This window comes from Polaribacter sp. 2305UL8-11, from assembly GCF_058147165.1.
Genome location: NZ_JBYVJW010000008.1, coordinates 76,118 through 92,289, shown reverse-complemented (window position 1 = coordinate 92,289; position 16,172 = coordinate 76,118). Strand labels below are relative to the sequence as shown.

Sequence of the window (16,172 nt, the reverse complement as noted above, 5' to 3'; positions counted from 1 at the left end):
GCTATTTTAAGCCTAATTTTTCTAAAGTTATAGGTAAAAGTCTTTCAACAAATTTAGTGTATGCTTCTTTAGATGGATGCAAACCATCGTTAGCAACTAAAGTAGTATTTGTTAATCCTTGCTGGGTGATATCTGTAATATTTAAAAAAGTAATGTTATTTTGGTTGCAGTAGTTTTTTGCAAAGTTATTGTATTGTTTGAGTTCTGATGAAATTTTAGTATTTCCATTACCAAAAGGAGTAAAAGCATAATCTGGAATTGATAAAACTACTAGTTTGTTAGAATCTCCATCAACAGATTTAATGGCAGTATTTACTAATTTTGGAAACTCATCTTCGTATACAGAAAATGATTTATTTTGATATTGGTTGTTTACTCCAATTAATAAAGTAACAAAACTATAATCTGAATCTAAATTTTCTGAGTCGATTGCGCTGATTAAATCTGTAGTAGTCCATCCTGTTCTTGCAATTATTTTTAAAGGAAAACTACTTTTGTTTTCTGTTTTTTTTAAGAGAGAATCTGCTAATTGCTCTGGAAATTTACATTTTTTACAAACACTTTGTCCAATGGTATAGCTGTCTCCAAGCGCTAAAAGTTTAAATTTTTTAATACTATTGTTTGTATTATCATCTGCAATAGTATCACTAGCCATAGTTATATCTTCTTCTATTACTAACATTGAATCATTAATACTAGAACATGAAAAAGTTATAAAAAAAGAAAAGCAAAGTATCGTGTAAATAATATTCTTCATAAGTGTATACGTTTAATTATGTATACGAAGAAAATACCTCAAAGGTTTTAAAACCTTTGAGGTTATTTGAATAAGAAATTATTTAAAAGCGTTTAAGCCAGTAACATCTAAACCAGTAATTAATAAGTGAATATCATGTGTTCCTTCATAAGTTATAACACTTTCTAAATTCATAGAATGACGCATAATAGAATATTCGCCAGTAATTCCCATTCCACCTAACATTTGTCTTGCTTCGCGTGCAATTTTTATTGCCATTTCTACATTGTTACGTTTTGCCATAGAAATTTGTGCAGAAGTAGCTTTTCCTTCGTTTCTTAATGTTCCTAATCTCCAAGCCAATAATTGTGCTTTGGTAATTTCGGTAATCATTTCTGCTAATTTTTTCTGTTGTAGTTGAAACTGACCAATGGGTTTTCCAAATTGTTCACGTTCTTTACAATAACGTAAAGCTGTGTCATAACAATCCATTGCAGCACCAATTGCGCCCCAAGCAATTCCAAAACGTGCAGAATCTAAACAACCTAAAGGCGCTCCTAATCCAGATTTGTTGGGTAATAAATTCTCTTTAGGCACTTTTACATTATCAAAAATTAATTCTCCAGTAGATGATGCACGTAAAGACCATTTGTTATGTGTTTCTGGTGTAGAAAAACCTTCCATTCCACGTTCTACAATTAAACCATGAATTCTTCCCTCTTCATTTTTAGCCCAAACAACAGCCACTTGCGCAAAAGGCGCATTAGAAATCCACATTTTTGCACCATTTAAAAGATAATGATCTCCCATATCTTTATATTTGGTTTCCATTCCTGCAGGATTAGAACCGTGATTTGGTTCAGTCAACCCAAAACAACCCATCCATTCTCCAGAAGCTAATTTTGGTAAATATTTTTTACGCTGTGCTTCATTTCCATATTTAAAAATAGGATACATAACCAAAGAAGATTGTACAGAAGCTGTTGAACGAACTCCAGAATCTCCACGTTCTATTTCTTGCATAATTAATCCATAGGAAATCTGATCTAAACCTGCTCCTCCATATTCTTCAGGAATGTAAGGACCAAAAGCACCAATTTCTGCCAAACCATTAATAATTTGTGTTGGAAACTCTGCTTTTTGAGCATATTCTTCGATAATTGGAGAAACATCACGTTTTACCCAATCTCTAGCAGCTTCACGAACCAATTTGTGTTCTTCAGTTAATAAATCGTCTAAATTATAATAGTCAGGAGCTTGAAATAAGTCTGGTTTCATCTTTTAAAAGTATAAATTTCAACAAATTTATTAATTATTGTTTAATATTCAACAATTAATGATTGAAAATAATGTTTATATATGCATTAAAAATACACAACTTTTTTAAAGTTAACCACTAGAAACTCATAAAAAGTTATTGTTTTCTTTTAAGTTTGTATTAATGAAGCATACTTTAGGAAAAGAAGAACGATTAAAGAGTAGAAAACTAATTGAAAGGCTATACAATGAAGGGAATTCTGTAAAAGCATTTCCTTTAAGAATGGTTTTTTTACAGACTGAACATACTTCTAGTTTTCCTGCACAAGTGGGAGTTTCTGTTGCTAAAAGAAACTTTAAGTTAGCTGTGCATAGAAATAGAATAAAAAGATTGATGAGAGAATGTTATCGTTTGCAAAAAGAAATGGTGTATGATAATTTAGACAAACCTTATATTTTTATGATTTCGTATATTGGTAGAGAAGAATGGAAATATGATGAGCTATTCTTAAAAATGGAAAAATTATTAACGTTGTTTATCAACGAAGTAAAAAAGATACAAGATGAAGTTTAAAATCTCAAAAAAAATAATTTTAGTACTGTTGGTTGGAACGATTTTTTTATCGTTTTCATTCAAGTCTAAATTCTTTGAAGTTGCAAAACAAATAGAAATTTACAATACCTTATTTAAGGAATTAAACATGTATTATGTAGATGAAATTAATCCTGCAGATATTACAGATAAGGCTATAAAAAACACCTTAAAAGATTTAGACCCGTATACAAATTTCTATAATGAGCAAGATGTAGAAGATGCCAGAATTAGAAGAGAAGGTGAGTATGGAGGCATTGGAATTTCTGTGTATTACACAAAAAAAGGAATTCAGATTAGAGAAATTTACAAAGGTTTTGCAGCAGATAAATCTGATTTAAAAGCGGGTGATATGATTATTTCTGTTGATGGTCAATCGCTCCAAAATATGGAAAGAGATCAACTTTCTATGTTTTTAAAAGGCACTCCAAATAGTAAGTTTTCTATTGAAGTTGAGCGACAAGGAAACATAATTAAAAAAGAAATTACAAGAGATAAAGTAGTTGTAAATCCTGTTCCGTTTGCAGAAATGATTGATGAAGAAACTGGTTATATTGTTTTAACAAGATTTAATAATAAAGCTTCATCAGAAGTAAAAAAAGCCTTCAAAAAATTAAAAAAAGAAGGTATGAAAAAATTGGTTTTCGACCTTCGCTCTAACCCTGGAGGTTCTTTGTTAGAATCTATCAATATTTCTAACTTTTTCCTTCCTAAAGGAAAAAAAATAGTAAGTACAAAAGCAAAAGTTAAAAAATGGAGCAACACTTACAGAAGTACCAATAAACCATTAGATTTAGAAATTCCGATTGTAGTTTTAGTAAACGGACGCTCTGCATCTGCATCAGAAATTGTAAGTGGTTCTTTACAAGATTACGATAGAGCTGTAATTATGGGACAACGCTCTTTTGGAAAAGGGTTGGTACAACGTTACCGAGAATTAACTTATGGAACGCAGCTAAAAGTAACCATTTCTAAATATTACACTCCAAGTGGAAGGTGTATTCAAGAATTAGATTATGCCAATAGAAAAAAAGACGGAACAGTACCTAAGTTTTCTGACCAAGGAATAAATGAGTTTAAAACTGCAAATGGGAGAACTGTTTATGATGGTGGAGGTGTTTTACCAGATGTAATTATTAAAGAATCAAAAAGAACAGAAGCCACTAAAAGATTATTAAGTTCTAGAGCTATTTTTAATTTTGCAACAGATTACTTTTATGCAAATCCAAATATAAACTCTTTAGATGATTTTGATTTTAAAGACTCTGAGTTTAAAAAATTTACCAATTATTTAAAATCGGACACCACTTTTGTAACGCAACAAGAAGCAATGTTTAAAGAAGCATATAAGGTTTCTAAGATGCAAAATATTGCAAAAGAATACGAGAAAATTCAAGAAAAATTATTCGACACAAAAATTGATGAAATTTCAAAAAATAAAGACATTATCAACACAATGATAAAAGAAGAAATTTTAAATAGATTTTTTTATAAAGAAGGTTTGTATAAGTATAATTTAAAGAATGATAACACCATAAAAGAAGCAGTAAAATTACTACAAGACCAAGCTAAATATAAAGGTTTGTTATCCGCTAAATAATTTTATCTTTGTAAACCAAATTTTAGTATGTCCAAACTCAAAAAAATAGATAGAACTCGAGCACAAGAATCGAGAAATTCCATAGAAAAATTATACATTTCTATGCGACATTTATTTAGCAGAGGTTTTTATAAACCAATGGGAATTTCTGGAGAAACTTTAAGAAAGTCTTTACTATTACTTCGTCCAGAAATTTACGGCTCAATTGCAGAAGAAAGGATTGAATTAAATGGTTTAATCTATGTTATAGAAAGACTTCCTAAAGGAATTGAAGAATGTCAATTTATCAGCTTAACAACAGATGAAGGTTATAAAAATTCTCATTTCGAAGCAATTATTCCTCCAAAAAGAAGAAGAAATTGTTACAGGATAGACAAAGACCAAATGAATATTGAGATAACTAGAGGACGTTCTGAAATTTACGATATTCTTACCCACTTAACTTTTTTGTTTATAGAATCACATAAAATTCAAAGTAGAGTTACCATTAACGAGGGTACTGATTTTATTAGAGAATGGAAGTATTTAGAGGATATTGTTATTCATCATAAACAAATTTCTGAAGAAGAAAGAGAAATTGCTGTAGCACATTTAAGCAATATTTTAGGAAGAACTTTTGATGAAGTTTTAAATATCCATAAAGCATTTTCTACTGAAGAAAATAAGGATCGATTTTTCCAACTAATTTATTGGTTAGGAAAATTAGGAATTAATGAGGTTTTAGATAATAAAAAACGTAAAATCACATTCAGTTCTGTTTTAATAGAAGAAATAGGGCATCATATTTATGGTGATATTTGGGCGAATAATATTAAAAAAGTTTTAAAAGAAAACAAACTTTTAAAAAGACCTATTCATATTATTAGTGCCAATATGCATAGTGTGTTAAATTCGATTTATGCACACAATGCCTTGCCAGAAGAAGCTAAAAAACACAGTGGATTTGAATTATACCAATTATTAAGTAATGCAGATAGTAAGCCATTGCAGAAAGCAGTGAAAGAATATGCATCAGAAAATGGTTTGATTTACATCAAAGACACATCAGGTACAAATATTAATGTTCAGGTTATAGATACTGATAAAATTAATTTTGATAACATTCCGTTTCAAAAAATGCATTCTGTTGATGAAAATCCAGTAATAATTGTGATGGATTATGCGTTTGGAGAGCAAGCTTATGAAACTATGGACGAGCTTTTAAAGCCTTATAAAAACAGTAAGAAAAAGAATCATTTAGATGTAAAATCTGTTTCTATAATGGGTAAAGCAGGAATTTTAGAAGGAGGTAAAGGAGACATTATGATTCCTTCTTCGCATATTTTTGAAGGTACTGCAGACAATTATCCTTTTAAAAATGAGTTATCTAAAGAAGATTTAGAAGGTTTTGGTGTGCAAGTTTTTGATGGATCTATGATTTCTGTTTTAGGAACCTCTTTACAAAACAAAGATTTATTAAAGTTTTTTCATGATTCAACATGGAATGTAATCGGTTTAGAAATGGAAGGAGCACATTATCAAAAAGCCATACAATCTGCCTCTAAAATTAGAGGAAATATTTCTGAGGATGTAAAAGTAAGATATGCATATTATGCATCAGATAATCCTTTAGAAACAGGAGCAACATTAGCATCAGGAGGATTAGGTATGACAGGAGTAACACCCACTTATGCCATCACTCAAAAAATATTAGAACAAATTTTTTAATAATATTATAGACAGTTTATAACCAAACAATAACAATGTCAACAAATCAAAAAAACAACGAAGAAGAAGTAGATTTAGGTTCTTTATTTGTAATCATAGGTAAAGGGTTTTCAAAATTTTTCAATTTTATTGCAAATATTTTTAAAGGAATATTTCATTTTATAATTACCATTTTAATTTTTTTTAAAACAAATATTGTAAAAATAGGAATTGCAACAATTATTGGAGGAGCTATTGGTATTTTTTTAGAAGTAAAAAAGAACGATCTGTATGGGTCTGATTTATTAGTAAACCCTAACTTTAAAAGTTCTAGACAGTTGTACAACAACATTAATTATTACAATGATTTAGTAAAACAAAAAGATACTGCTGGTTTGGTAAAAACCTTTAATATAGACAAAAAAACAGCTGCGAGTCTTAAAAAATTTACAATAGAACCTATTAAAACAGAAAACGATATTATAAACTCATACAATGATTTTATTTTAGATGTAGATACAACTACTGTAAAAAGTTACAAGTATGATGTGTTTAAAGCATCATTTTCAGATTTTGATTACAAAGTTCATAAAATAAATGTAATTGCAGAAAAAAATGATGTTTTTAAAAGTTTAGGAGAAGTCATTATTTCATCAATAGTTAAAAATAAATATTTCAATAGAATTAAAGAATTAACTAATGAAAACTTAAATAGAACAGACTCTGTTTATAGACAAAATTTAGTGCAAATAGACTCTTTGAGGAAAGTTTATATGCAAGTAATGATTGAAGAAGCAAAAAAGACATCTTCTGGAACAAGTATAGATTTGGGTGGAGAAAAAAAGACAACAAAAGAAATAGAATTGTTTGAAACCAACAAAAAAATTAATTCAGACTTAAAATATATTGCAGAAGAAAAATCTAATAAATATGAAGTAATAAATGTTATTTCAAACTTTCAGGATATAGGCTATCAAATAAAAGGAGTTACTAAAAATTATGCTTTTTTATTGGCTATAGTAGGGGCTTCTTTAATGATTGTTATTCTGTTGTTAATTCAGTTAAATAATTATTTAAACAATTATAAAAGCTAAAAATGCATACAATTTTAGTAACTGGAGGAGCAGGTTTTATTGGTTCTAATTTTATACCTTATTTTTTAAAAGAAAACAAAAACTGTAAAGTGGTAAACTTAGACTTACTTACTTATGCAGGAGATGTAACTAATTTAAAAGAAGTAGAAAATAATAGTAGATATACTTTTGTAAAAGGAGATATATGTAATAGAGAATTGGTAGAAGAATTATTTAACAAATATGATTTTAAAGGAGTCATTCATTTTGCAGCAGAATCTCATGTAGACAATTCTATTAAAAATCCAGACACATTTATAAAAACTAATATTTTTGGCACATTTAACCTCTTAGATGTTGCAAAAAAACACTGGATGACAGCTCCAAATGAATATAAAGAAGGCTATGAAAATACCAGATTTTTGCATGTTTCTACAGACGAGGTTTATGGCACTTTAGGAGACACAGGCTTGTTTACAGAGAATACAGCTTATGCACCTAACAGCCCTTACAGTGCATCTAAAGCATCATCAGATTTTATGGTAAGAAGTTATTTTCATACCTATGGGATGAATGTAGTGACCACAAATTGTTCTAACAATTATGGACCAAAACAACATAACGAAAAATTAATTCCAACCATTATTAGAAAAGCAATTTCTGGAGAAAAAATACCTATTTATGGTGATGGAAAAAACATAAGAGATTGGTTATTTGTAGGCGACCATTGTTCAGGAATAAATTTGGTGTATAAAAACGGAAAATTTGGAGAAACCTATAATATTGGTGGGAATAATGAAAGAGATAATTTATATATAGCCAATAAAATTTGTGAAATTTTAGACGAAATTCATCCAAAGGAAAGCTCATATAAAAACCAGATAAATTTTGTAAAAGATAGGCCAGGTCATGATTTTAGATATGCTATAGATGCCTCTAAAATAGAACAAGAATTGGTTTGGCAAGCTGCAGAAAATTTTGAAAGTGGCATTTTAAAAACCATTAACTGGTATTTAAAAAAATACAATATATAATGAAAGGAATAGTTTTAGCAGGAGGTTCAGGTACAAGATTACACCCATTAACATTAGCTGTAAGCAAACAATTAATGCCTGTTTATGACAAACCTATGATTTATTATCCAATATCTACACTAATCTCTGCAGGAATTAAAGAAATATTAATTATTTCTACTCCACAAGATTTACCTTTATTTAAAAAATTGCTAGGTGATGGAAAAAAAATTGGATGTAGTTTTAACTATGAAGTGCAAGAAAAACCTAATGGCTTGGCAGAAGCATTTATAATAGGAGAAAAATTTATTGGAAAAGATAAAGTTGCTTTAATTTTAGGAGACAATATTTTTTATGGTTCTGGTTTGGCAAAGTTATTAAAAGCCAATAACAATCCAGAAGGAGGTATTGTTTATGCCTATCATGTAAATGATCCAGAAAGATATGGTGTAGTAGAGTTTGATGATAATAATAACGTTTTATCTATTGAAGAAAAACCCTTAGAACCAAAATCTAACTATGCAGTTCCTGGTATTTATTTTTACGATAACGAGGTTGTAAAAATTGCAAAAAATATAAAACCAAGTAAAAGAGGAGAATTAGAAATTACAGAAGTAAATAATGTCTATTTGAAAAAAGGAAAATTATCTGTAGAAATATTAGATAGAGGAACAGCTTGGTTAGATACTGGTACTTTTGATTCTTTAATGCAAGCAGGACAATTTGTACAAGTAATTGAAGAAAGACAAGGCTTAAAAGTTGGCTCTATTGAAGAAGCTGCATTTAGAGCAGGTTTTATTGATAAACAAGAAATGATAGCAATAACCAAACCATTATTAAAAAGTGGGTATTCTAAAAATTTACTAAAAATTTAATGAAAGTAACAGAAACTTTTTTAAAAGGTTGTTTTATAATAGAACCAACTATTTTTGGAGATAAAAGAGGTAATTTTTTTGAAGTATTTAATCAAAAGCTTTTTGAAGGTAAAACAGGATTAAAAGTGAATTTTGTTCAAGATAATCAGTCTATTTCTCAAAGAGGAGTTTTAAGAGGTTTACACTTGCAAAAAGGAGAATATGCTCAAGCAAAATTAGTAAGAGTAATTCAAGGTAGCGTTTTAGATGTTGCAGTAGATGTTAGAAAAGATTCGCCAACTTATGGTAAACATTTTTCTATAGAATTAACAGGAAAAAATAATAAACAATTATTTGTGCCAAGAGGTTTTTTGCATGGCTTTGCAACATTAGAAAACAATACTATTTTTTCTTATAAGTGTGATAATTATTATTATAAAGAAGCAGAAGATGGTGTTATTTATGATGATGAATTATTAGGTATAGATTGGAAATTAGAAAACAATGAAATTGTATTGTCTGATAAAGATAAAGTTCTTAAAAAATTAAATATTTACAACAATAAAAATTGAATTTAATACAAAAGAATTTTATTTATAATAATTTATTAGGTTTTACCAATCTAATAATTCCAATTTTAATATTTCCTTATGTTTCTAGGATTTTGGGGCCAACAGGAATAGGTCTAGTTAGTTTTGCAACTTCACTTACTGCAATTTTTGCTTTAATAGGTTCTTTAGGAATACCTATTTATGGTATTAGAGAGATAGCAAAAGTAAGAGGAGACAAAGAAAAGCTCTCAAAAATTTTTTCTGAATTATTTTTCATTCAAATATTTTGGATGATTTTTACTTTAATTTTTTATTCTATTTGGCTGTTTTTAACAGATACATTTAAAAATGAAGAAATAATTAAACTAGTCTCATTTATTCATGTTTGTGGATTAATGAGCATGTATAATTGGTTTTTTCAAGGGATGGAAAATTATAAATTTATTACAGTTATTAACTTTTTGACTAAAATTTTAATGCTAATTTTACTTTTTGTTTTTTTAAAAACTCAAAATCAATATTGGCTATATTATTTAATTATAGTTTTTACAACATTAATTGCTGCTATTATTAGTACCATATATGTATTTAAGTTTATTAAATTAAAATTTACAAATCTAAACTTCAAGAAGCACTTAAAACCAATTTTAATTCTTTTTAGTACTCAATTAGCAATAGGTATATATATAAATTTAGATGTTGTTTTTTTAAACTATTTTTCTAATGAATATCAAGTAGGTCTATACACTCCTGCAAGTAAACTCGTAAAAATTATACTAATAGTTGTTACTTCTTTAGGAACAGTTTTGATACCCAAATTGTCTTTATATATTAAAGAAGGGAAAATAGAAGAATCAAAGAAAATTATTACAAAGTCACTACGATTTATTTTTATAATTACATTGCCTATAAGTCTATTATTAATTTGTCTCTCAAATGAAATTATCTACGTTTTTGCAGGAAAGGAGTTTGCATATTCGTCTAAATTACTTTTAATATTAACACCAGCTATAATTCTAATTGGTTTAAGTAATGTTTTTGGTTTACAAATATTAGTTCCAGCAAACAAAGAAAAAAAACTAATGATAGCAGTAATTATTGGAGCAATTGTTAGTATTATTTTAAATGCTATTTTAATTTCAAAATTAAAATCAAAAGGTGCTGCTTACACAATTATAGTTACAGAACTTGTAATAACGATACTTACCTTTTACTTTGCAAGAAAAGAAATGAAATTTAATTTTCCAATAAAATATATATTTAGTTATTTTTTATTATCCCTAATAATTATTCCTATAAGCTATACTTTAGAACTTTTTTTAGAAGGATTCACATACCTTCTTCTAACATTTTTGTTAAGTGTTTTTTCCTATGTTTTAGGTTTACTATTAATAAAAGATGAATTTTTTCTGAAAAATATTTGGATTCCAATTTTAAACTTTAAAAAATGAAATACGATTACTTAATAGTTGGTGCTGGTTTATTTGGTTCAGTTTTTGCTCATGAAATGACAAAAAAAAATAAAAAATGTCTAGTTATCGATAAAAGAAATCATTTAGGAGGTAATATTTATTGCGAAAAAAAAGAAGATATTAATATTCATAAATATGGAGCACATATATTTCATACAAACGATAAAAAAATATGGGATTATGTAAATTCTTTTGTCGAATTTAATAGATATACAAATTCACCAATAGCAAATTATAAAGGAGATTTGTTCAATTTGCCTTTTAATATGAATACCTTTTATCAATTGTGGAAAGTAAAAACACCAGAAGAAGCAAAAACTAAAATAAAAGAACAAGTAGATAGTTTAAATATAAAAAAACCTAAAAACTTAGAAGAGCAAGCCCTTTCTTTGGTTGGCAGAGATATTTATGAAAAACTAATAAAAGGTTATACTGAAAAACAATGGGGAAGAAAAGCAACAGAATTACCAGCTTTTATTATAAAAAGATTACCCGTTCGTTTTAATTTTGATAATAATTATTTTAATGATAAATATCAAGGAATTCCTTTAGGAGGATATAATAAATTAATAGAAGGTTTACTAAAAGGCATTGAGGCAAAAACCGAAATAGATTTTTTTAAAGAAAAAGATAAATTTGAAAAACTAGCAGATAAAATTGTTTTTACAGGTAAGATTGATGAATATTTTGATTATAAATTTGGGAAATTAGAATATAGAAGTTTAGAGTTTAATCATGAGACTATAGAAACTAATAATTACCAAGGTAACGCAGTCGTAAATTACACAGATGCAAAAACACCATATACAAGAATTATAGAGCATAAACATTTTGAGTTTGGTACTCAAAAGAAAACAATTATAACTAAAGAATATCCAAAAGAATGGGAAAAAGGAGATGAGCCTTATTACCCAGTAAATGATGATAAAAACTCTAAAATTTATCAGCAATATAAAAAACTGGCATCAAAAACAAATAATGTTATTTTTGGAGGTAGATTAGCAGAGTATAAATATTATGATATGCATCAAGTAATTGCATCTGCTTTAAAAAAAGTTAAAGAAGAATAATTAAGTGGAATTAGATTTAAAAATATATATTGCTACTCACAAAAAATTTGATGAGCCAAAAGAAGAATACTTTCAACCCATACAAGTAGGAAAAAGTTTTCAGAAAGATTTAGGTTACTTAGGAGATGATACAGGTGATTCAATTTCTCATAAAAATGAAAACTATTGTGAACTAACAGCTATGTATTGGGCATGGAAAAATGAAAGTTCAGCTTATTATGGGCTTTTTCATTACAGAAGATATTTTGATATTCAAAACAATACAGATAAGATTAATGATATTAGATATATTTCTGAGACAGAATTTAAGAAAAAAGTTTTTTCAAAAAAAATTATAGCTAAATATCTTTCTAAATTTGATGTTATTTTAGCAAAACCCAAAGTTTATGAATTAAGTGTTGAGCAAATTTATGGCTATAGCCATTCTGTTATAGATTATGAAATTCTAACACAAACAATTAAAGATTTATATCCAGATTATTTACAGTCTTGGAAAAACACATCTCACAACAATAATAAATTAATTCACTACAATATGTTTATTTCTTCAAGAGAAATAATGAACACATATTCTGAATGGCTTTTTCATATTCTTTTTGAAGTTGAAAAAAGAGTAAAAATACCTGTTTATGATTATGATAAAAGAATTTTTGGCTTTATGTCAGAAAGACTTATGCAACTGTATTTTACACACCATAAATTTAAGATTAAATATTTACCTGTTCTATACATTAAAGATGAAAACTTTAGTTACAAAACACCTAATAAGCTAAGAAAATTTCTTTCAGATAAATATAAAAATTTTTTATTTTTTCTATCAAAACCACTTAGGAAAAAATAATATTTTAAATGAAATTGATAAAACAAAAATATAATTATCATGTATCTTTAGATACAGTTAAAGAATTTGAGGAAGTTATATTATTAGATAAGTCAGTAACTTCTGTAAACGAAGTAAATAAAAAGTTATCAAAAATAATGTTTCATTTATGGAATCTTTTTTCCAAGAAAAAAAAATATAATCATAGCAAACAAAAGCCTCCCAAACCAGTTCTTTTTGCAGTTCTAATGGGGCCAGATTTTGCAAAATGTTTACCTTTTTTTTTCATTCAAAAAACCAAAAGTCTTTTTTTATTTGATGCCTGGCCAAAAAACCAAAAAACTATTGTTAAGTTTCTCAATTTTTTTAAAGTTAAAAATGCTTTTTTTACATCTTCTCAAGCAACAGAAGATATACAGAAGAGGGTTTCTAAAACTAATTGTTTTTGGGTTCCAGAAGGAATATTACTAAATAATTATAAATTTTATGAGTACAAAAATAAAACTATTGATGTTTTATCTCTAGGTAGAAGATATGAATCTTATCACAATCAAATTGTAAAACTCTTAGAAGAAAACAAAAAAAACTATTTATATGTTAAAGAAGATGGTAATCTAATTTTTCCAACTCGCAGAAAACTTATAGAAGGTTTGGCAAATACTAAAATTTCTATTTGCGTACCTTCTAATATTACACACCCAGAACGTGCAGGATATATTGAAACTATGACCATTCGTTATTTGCAATCTATGGCATCAAAATGCTTAATATTAGGTTATGCACCAAAAGAAATGATTAAACTCTTTGGCTATAACCCCATAATAGAAATAGATAAAAATAACCCAGAAAAGCAAATATTATCAATCTTAGATAATTATTCAAAATATCACTCATTAATAGAAAAAAATTATAAAGAAGTAAAAACGAATCATAATTGGGTAAATAGGTGGGAGACAATTAAAGAAGTTTTACTGAATAATTAACTATCTTCACTTTTAAAAAGCTTTTTCCTTAAAATAAAGAACGATATGAAATGTAAGATATGTGGAAACTCTAAAGACATTAAAGAATATAAGGTTAAGGAAATGATGTTTGGTTTTAGGGAGGAATTTGGTTATTTTCAGTGCAAGAAATGTAATTGTTTACAAATATCTAAAATACCTAATAATATGAAGAAATATTATCCTTCTGATTATTACAGTTACGATGTTGCTTTAAACAAAGAAGGTATAATAAGTTCTTTTTTAAAGAAAAAAAGAAATAGTTACGCAATATTTAATAGAGGTATTATAGGTAAGTTAATGTATTCTAAATTTCCAAGAGAAGAGTTTAGAGCTTTATCTGAAATACAAATAAAAAAGAATAATAGAATTTTAGATGTTGGTTGTGGTAATGGATTTTTTTTAGACCAACTACAAAAATTAGGTTTTAAAAATTTATTAGGAATTGATCCATATTTAAAAGAGAATATCAAATACAGTTCTGGATTTAAAGTTTTAAAAAAGTCTATCCATAATTTAAAAAGTAAACAAGATATTATTCTTTTCCATCATTCTTTTGAACATCTGCAAGACCCCTTAAAAACTTTAGAATCTGTTACAAGACTATTAAATGTTGGAGGTTATTGTATTATCCGTATTCCAACTACATCCTCTTATGCTTGGGAGCATTACAGAGAAAATTGGGTGCAGTTAGATGCTCCAAGACATTTTTTTATACACTCGAAAGAAAGTATGTGTTTATTAGCAGAAAAAGTTAATTTAGACGTAAAAAAAATAATTTACGATTCAACTAGTTTTCAATTTATTGGAAGCGAAATGTATACAAAAGATATTCCTTTAGTACAATCTGAAAATTTTGAGAAAAACAGTTTTACTAAAGCTCAAATTAAAAAATTTAAAACACAAGCAAATGAGCTTAACAAAAAAGCTAGGGGAGATTCATTTGCTATTATTTTACAAAAAAAATAGTTTAATTTAAATGAATAAAAAAGAACTATCAATTATTATAGTAAATTATAATGGAGAAAAATATTTAAAAAATTGTATTGATTCTATTTATAAAAGATGTAAATCAATAAATTTTGAAATTATAATTGTTGATAATAGTTCTGTAGATGATAGTGTTAAAATTATAAAGGATAATTATCCAAATTTAATACTTATAGAGAGTCAAAAAAATCTTGGTTTTGCAAAAGGAAACAATCTAGGAGTTAAAAATGCTAAAGGCAAATATGTTCTTTTATTAAATAATGATACAATATTGTTAAGTGATGTATCTATTTCAATAAATATTTTAGAAAATGATAAAGAAATAGGACTTTTAGGAATTAAAATGTTAGATAAAGATTTAAAATATAATAAATCTGCGGGTAAATTTCCTACCCTATTAAATCTTGCATTTTTTTCTAAACTTTTTCTAAACAAAAAGGGTTTTGCTAACGGTATTTTTTCAAAAAAAATAAATGAGGTAGATTGGATCCAAGGTTCTTTTTTATTAACACTAAAAGATCTTTATTTAAAAGTAAAAGGACTAGATGAAGATTATTTTATGTATGTAGAAGACGTAGATTTTTGTAAAAAAATATCAAAATTAAATAAGAAAAGAGTTTATGATTCTAGTCAATCTTATTTACATTATGGAGGATTTAATTCATCAAAACAAATATTGTTAATAGATGGTTATATTTTATATGTTAAAAAACATTTTAAGATATTTAAAACATTAGCTTTGTTTTTACTAAAAACAAAAAAAAGTCTCTTAAAAAATTAAAAAATGAAATCTACTTTTCAAAAACTTTTAAAGCGTTTTGGGAAAACATATACTATAGATTATAAAATTCCGAATAAATTTATTTTTTATATCGTCTATAAGAGGTTTTGGATGTTGTTTAGAGGTCTATTATTTTACAGAAAACGTGTCTTTTTAGGAAGAAAAGTGAAGTTGTTAAATAAGAAAAATATTTTTTTAGAAGAAAATGTTACTATTGAGAGTAATGTAATATTAGATGCATTTTGTGAAGAAAAACTTGTTATAGGAAAGAACTCTAAAATAGGAGCATATTCTGAAGTTAGTTGCACAGGTCATTTTTCTAAGTATGGAAAAGGATTTAATTTTGGTAGTGATTCTGGGATTGGTAAATTTGCTTTTTTTGGAGCTGCAGGAGGTATAAGAATTGGTAATGATGTTATTATGGGAGAGTATGTTTCTTTTCATTCCCAAAATCATAATTTTTTAGATAAAAATCAATTAATAAGAAACCAAGGAGTAACTTCAAAAGGAATTAAAATTGGTAATAATGTTTGGGTAGGTGCCAAATGTACTTTTTTAGATGGAGCAGTTATAGGTAATAACTGTGTAGTGGCTGCAGGTGCTCTAGTAAAAGACGTTTTTCCTAATAATGTATTAATTGCAGGTGTGCCAGCAAAAATAATCAAAAACATATAAA

General features: G+C 27.0%; 16 protein-coding genes. 14 read left to right on the top strand and 2 right to left on the bottom strand.

Annotation, left to right across the window (positions count from 1 at the left end):
- Position 1 precedes the first annotated feature (1 nt).
- Positions 2-682, bottom strand: a complete 681-nt coding sequence (locus tag ACY2RW_RS09120) for an SGNH/GDSL hydrolase family protein (protein WP_490122412.1) — start codon at positions 680-682, stop codon at positions 2-4.
- Between the two features lie 153 nt (positions 683-835).
- Positions 836-2,014: an acyl-CoA dehydrogenase family protein gene (locus ACY2RW_RS09115; protein ID WP_490122411.1), complete on the bottom strand. Its 1,179-nt coding sequence runs from the start codon at positions 2,012-2,014 to the stop codon at positions 836-838.
- Between the two features lie 163 nt (positions 2,015-2,177).
- Here ACY2RW_RS09115 and rnpA point away from each other — a divergent pair, with 163 nt between their 5' ends.
- The 14 genes from rnpA to ACY2RW_RS09045 are packed head-to-tail and all read left to right on the top strand — an operon-like array spanning position 2,178 to position 16,171.
- Positions 2,178-2,567, top strand: a complete 390-nt coding sequence (gene rnpA, locus ACY2RW_RS09110) for a ribonuclease P protein component (RefSeq protein ID WP_490122410.1) — start codon at positions 2,178-2,180, stop codon at positions 2,565-2,567.
- The gene (locus tag ACY2RW_RS09105) at positions 2,557-4,185 is read left to right on the top strand and encodes a S41 family peptidase (RefSeq protein WP_490122409.1); all 1,629 of its coding nucleotides are present in this window, start codon (positions 2,557-2,559) and stop codon (positions 4,183-4,185) included. The genes rnpA and ACY2RW_RS09105 overlap by 11 nt, the downstream gene beginning before the upstream one ends.
- 27 nt (positions 4,186-4,212) lie before the next feature.
- A complete protein-coding gene (locus ACY2RW_RS09100) occupies positions 4,213-5,892 on the top strand; it encodes a DUF6909 family protein (protein ID WP_490122408.1) in 1,680 nt (559 codons plus the stop codon).
- Between the two features lie 35 nt (positions 5,893-5,927).
- Positions 5,928-6,965, top strand: a complete 1,038-nt coding sequence (locus ACY2RW_RS09095; protein WP_490122407.1) for a hypothetical protein — start codon at positions 5,928-5,930, stop codon at positions 6,963-6,965.
- 2 nt (positions 6,966-6,967) lie between these two features.
- The gene (gene rfbB, locus ACY2RW_RS09090; RefSeq protein WP_490122406.1) at positions 6,968-7,978 is read left to right on the top strand and encodes a dTDP-glucose 4,6-dehydratase; all 1,011 of its coding nucleotides are present in this window, start codon (positions 6,968-6,970) and stop codon (positions 7,976-7,978) included.
- On the top strand, positions 7,978-8,832 hold the full coding sequence (gene rfbA, locus ACY2RW_RS09085) for a glucose-1-phosphate thymidylyltransferase RfbA (protein WP_490122405.1): 855 nt from the start codon (positions 7,978-7,980) through the stop codon (positions 8,830-8,832). The genes rfbB and rfbA overlap by 1 nt, the downstream gene beginning before the upstream one ends.
- Positions 8,832-9,383 (top strand): dTDP-4-dehydrorhamnose 3,5-epimerase, encoded by a 552-nt coding sequence (gene rfbC / locus ACY2RW_RS09080; RefSeq protein ID WP_490122404.1) that lies wholly within the window; start codon positions 8,832-8,834, stop codon positions 9,381-9,383. The genes rfbA and rfbC overlap by 1 nt, the downstream gene beginning before the upstream one ends.
- On the top strand, positions 9,380-10,813 hold the full coding sequence (locus ACY2RW_RS09075; protein WP_490122403.1) for a flippase: 1,434 nt from the start codon (positions 9,380-9,382) through the stop codon (positions 10,811-10,813). The genes rfbC and ACY2RW_RS09075 overlap by 4 nt, the downstream gene beginning before the upstream one ends.
- Positions 10,810-11,904, top strand: a complete 1,095-nt coding sequence (gene glf, locus ACY2RW_RS09070; protein WP_490122402.1) for a UDP-galactopyranose mutase — start codon at positions 10,810-10,812, stop codon at positions 11,902-11,904. The genes ACY2RW_RS09075 and glf overlap by 4 nt, the downstream gene beginning before the upstream one ends.
- Positions 11,905-11,908: 4 nt before the next feature.
- Positions 11,909-12,745 (top strand): DUF4422 domain-containing protein, encoded by an 837-nt coding sequence (locus tag ACY2RW_RS09065; RefSeq protein ID WP_490122401.1) that lies wholly within the window; start codon positions 11,909-11,911, stop codon positions 12,743-12,745.
- An 8-nt stretch (positions 12,746-12,753) separates the two neighbouring features.
- The gene (locus ACY2RW_RS09060) at positions 12,754-13,707 is read left to right on the top strand and encodes a hypothetical protein (protein ID WP_490122400.1); all 954 of its coding nucleotides are present in this window, start codon (positions 12,754-12,756) and stop codon (positions 13,705-13,707) included.
- 45 nt (positions 13,708-13,752) lie between these two features.
- Positions 13,753-14,694 carry a class I SAM-dependent methyltransferase gene (locus tag ACY2RW_RS09055; RefSeq protein WP_490122399.1) on the top strand — a complete coding sequence of 314 codons (942 nt, stop codon included), beginning with the start codon at positions 13,753-13,755 and terminating at the stop codon, positions 14,692-14,694.
- Positions 14,695-14,704: 10 nt separating this feature from the next.
- Positions 14,705-15,496, top strand: a complete 792-nt coding sequence (locus ACY2RW_RS09050; RefSeq protein ID WP_490122398.1) for a glycosyltransferase family 2 protein — start codon at positions 14,705-14,707, stop codon at positions 15,494-15,496.
- 3 nt (positions 15,497-15,499) lie between these two features.
- Entirely contained in the window at positions 15,500-16,171 is a 672-nt protein-coding gene (locus ACY2RW_RS09045; RefSeq protein ID WP_490122397.1) for an acyltransferase, read from the top strand.
- Position 16,172: the final 1 nt, after the last annotated feature.

What these genes read in the sequence shown, in the direction of transcription:
- ACY2RW_RS09050 (WP_490122398.1), top strand. Translation starts at nt 14,705, where the DNA reads ATGAATAAAAAAGAACTATCAATTATTATAGTAAATTATAATGGAGAA.
- ACY2RW_RS09055 (WP_490122399.1), top strand. Translation starts at nt 13,753, where the DNA reads ATGAAATGTAAGATATGTGGAAACTCTAAAGACATTAAAGAATATAAG.
- ACY2RW_RS09120 (WP_490122412.1), bottom strand. Translation starts at nt 682, where the DNA reads ATGTTAGTAATAGAAGAAGATATAACTATGGCTAGTGATACTATTGCA.
- rfbB (WP_490122406.1), top strand. Translation starts at nt 6,968, where the DNA reads ATGCATACAATTTTAGTAACTGGAGGAGCAGGTTTTATTGGTTCTAAT.
- ACY2RW_RS09115 (WP_490122411.1), bottom strand. Translation starts at nt 2,014, where the DNA reads ATGAAACCAGACTTATTTCAAGCTCCTGACTATTATAATTTAGACGAT.
- ACY2RW_RS09045 (WP_490122397.1), top strand. Translation starts at nt 15,500, where the DNA reads ATGAAATCTACTTTTCAAAAACTTTTAAAGCGTTTTGGGAAAACATAT.
- glf (WP_490122402.1), top strand. Translation starts at nt 10,810, where the DNA reads ATGAAATACGATTACTTAATAGTTGGTGCTGGTTTATTTGGTTCAGTT.
- ACY2RW_RS09060 (WP_490122400.1), top strand. Translation starts at nt 12,754, where the DNA reads ATGAAATTGATAAAACAAAAATATAATTATCATGTATCTTTAGATACA.
- ACY2RW_RS09100 (WP_490122408.1), top strand. Translation starts at nt 4,213, where the DNA reads ATGTCCAAACTCAAAAAAATAGATAGAACTCGAGCACAAGAATCGAGA.
- ACY2RW_RS09095 (WP_490122407.1), top strand. Translation starts at nt 5,928, where the DNA reads ATGTCAACAAATCAAAAAAACAACGAAGAAGAAGTAGATTTAGGTTCT.
- rfbC (WP_490122404.1), top strand. Translation starts at nt 8,832, where the DNA reads ATGAAAGTAACAGAAACTTTTTTAAAAGGTTGTTTTATAATAGAACCA.
- rfbA (WP_490122405.1), top strand. Translation starts at nt 7,978, where the DNA reads ATGAAAGGAATAGTTTTAGCAGGAGGTTCAGGTACAAGATTACACCCA.
- rnpA (WP_490122410.1), top strand. Translation starts at nt 2,178, where the DNA reads ATGAAGCATACTTTAGGAAAAGAAGAACGATTAAAGAGTAGAAAACTA.
- ACY2RW_RS09105 (WP_490122409.1), top strand. Translation starts at nt 2,557, where the DNA reads ATGAAGTTTAAAATCTCAAAAAAAATAATTTTAGTACTGTTGGTTGGA.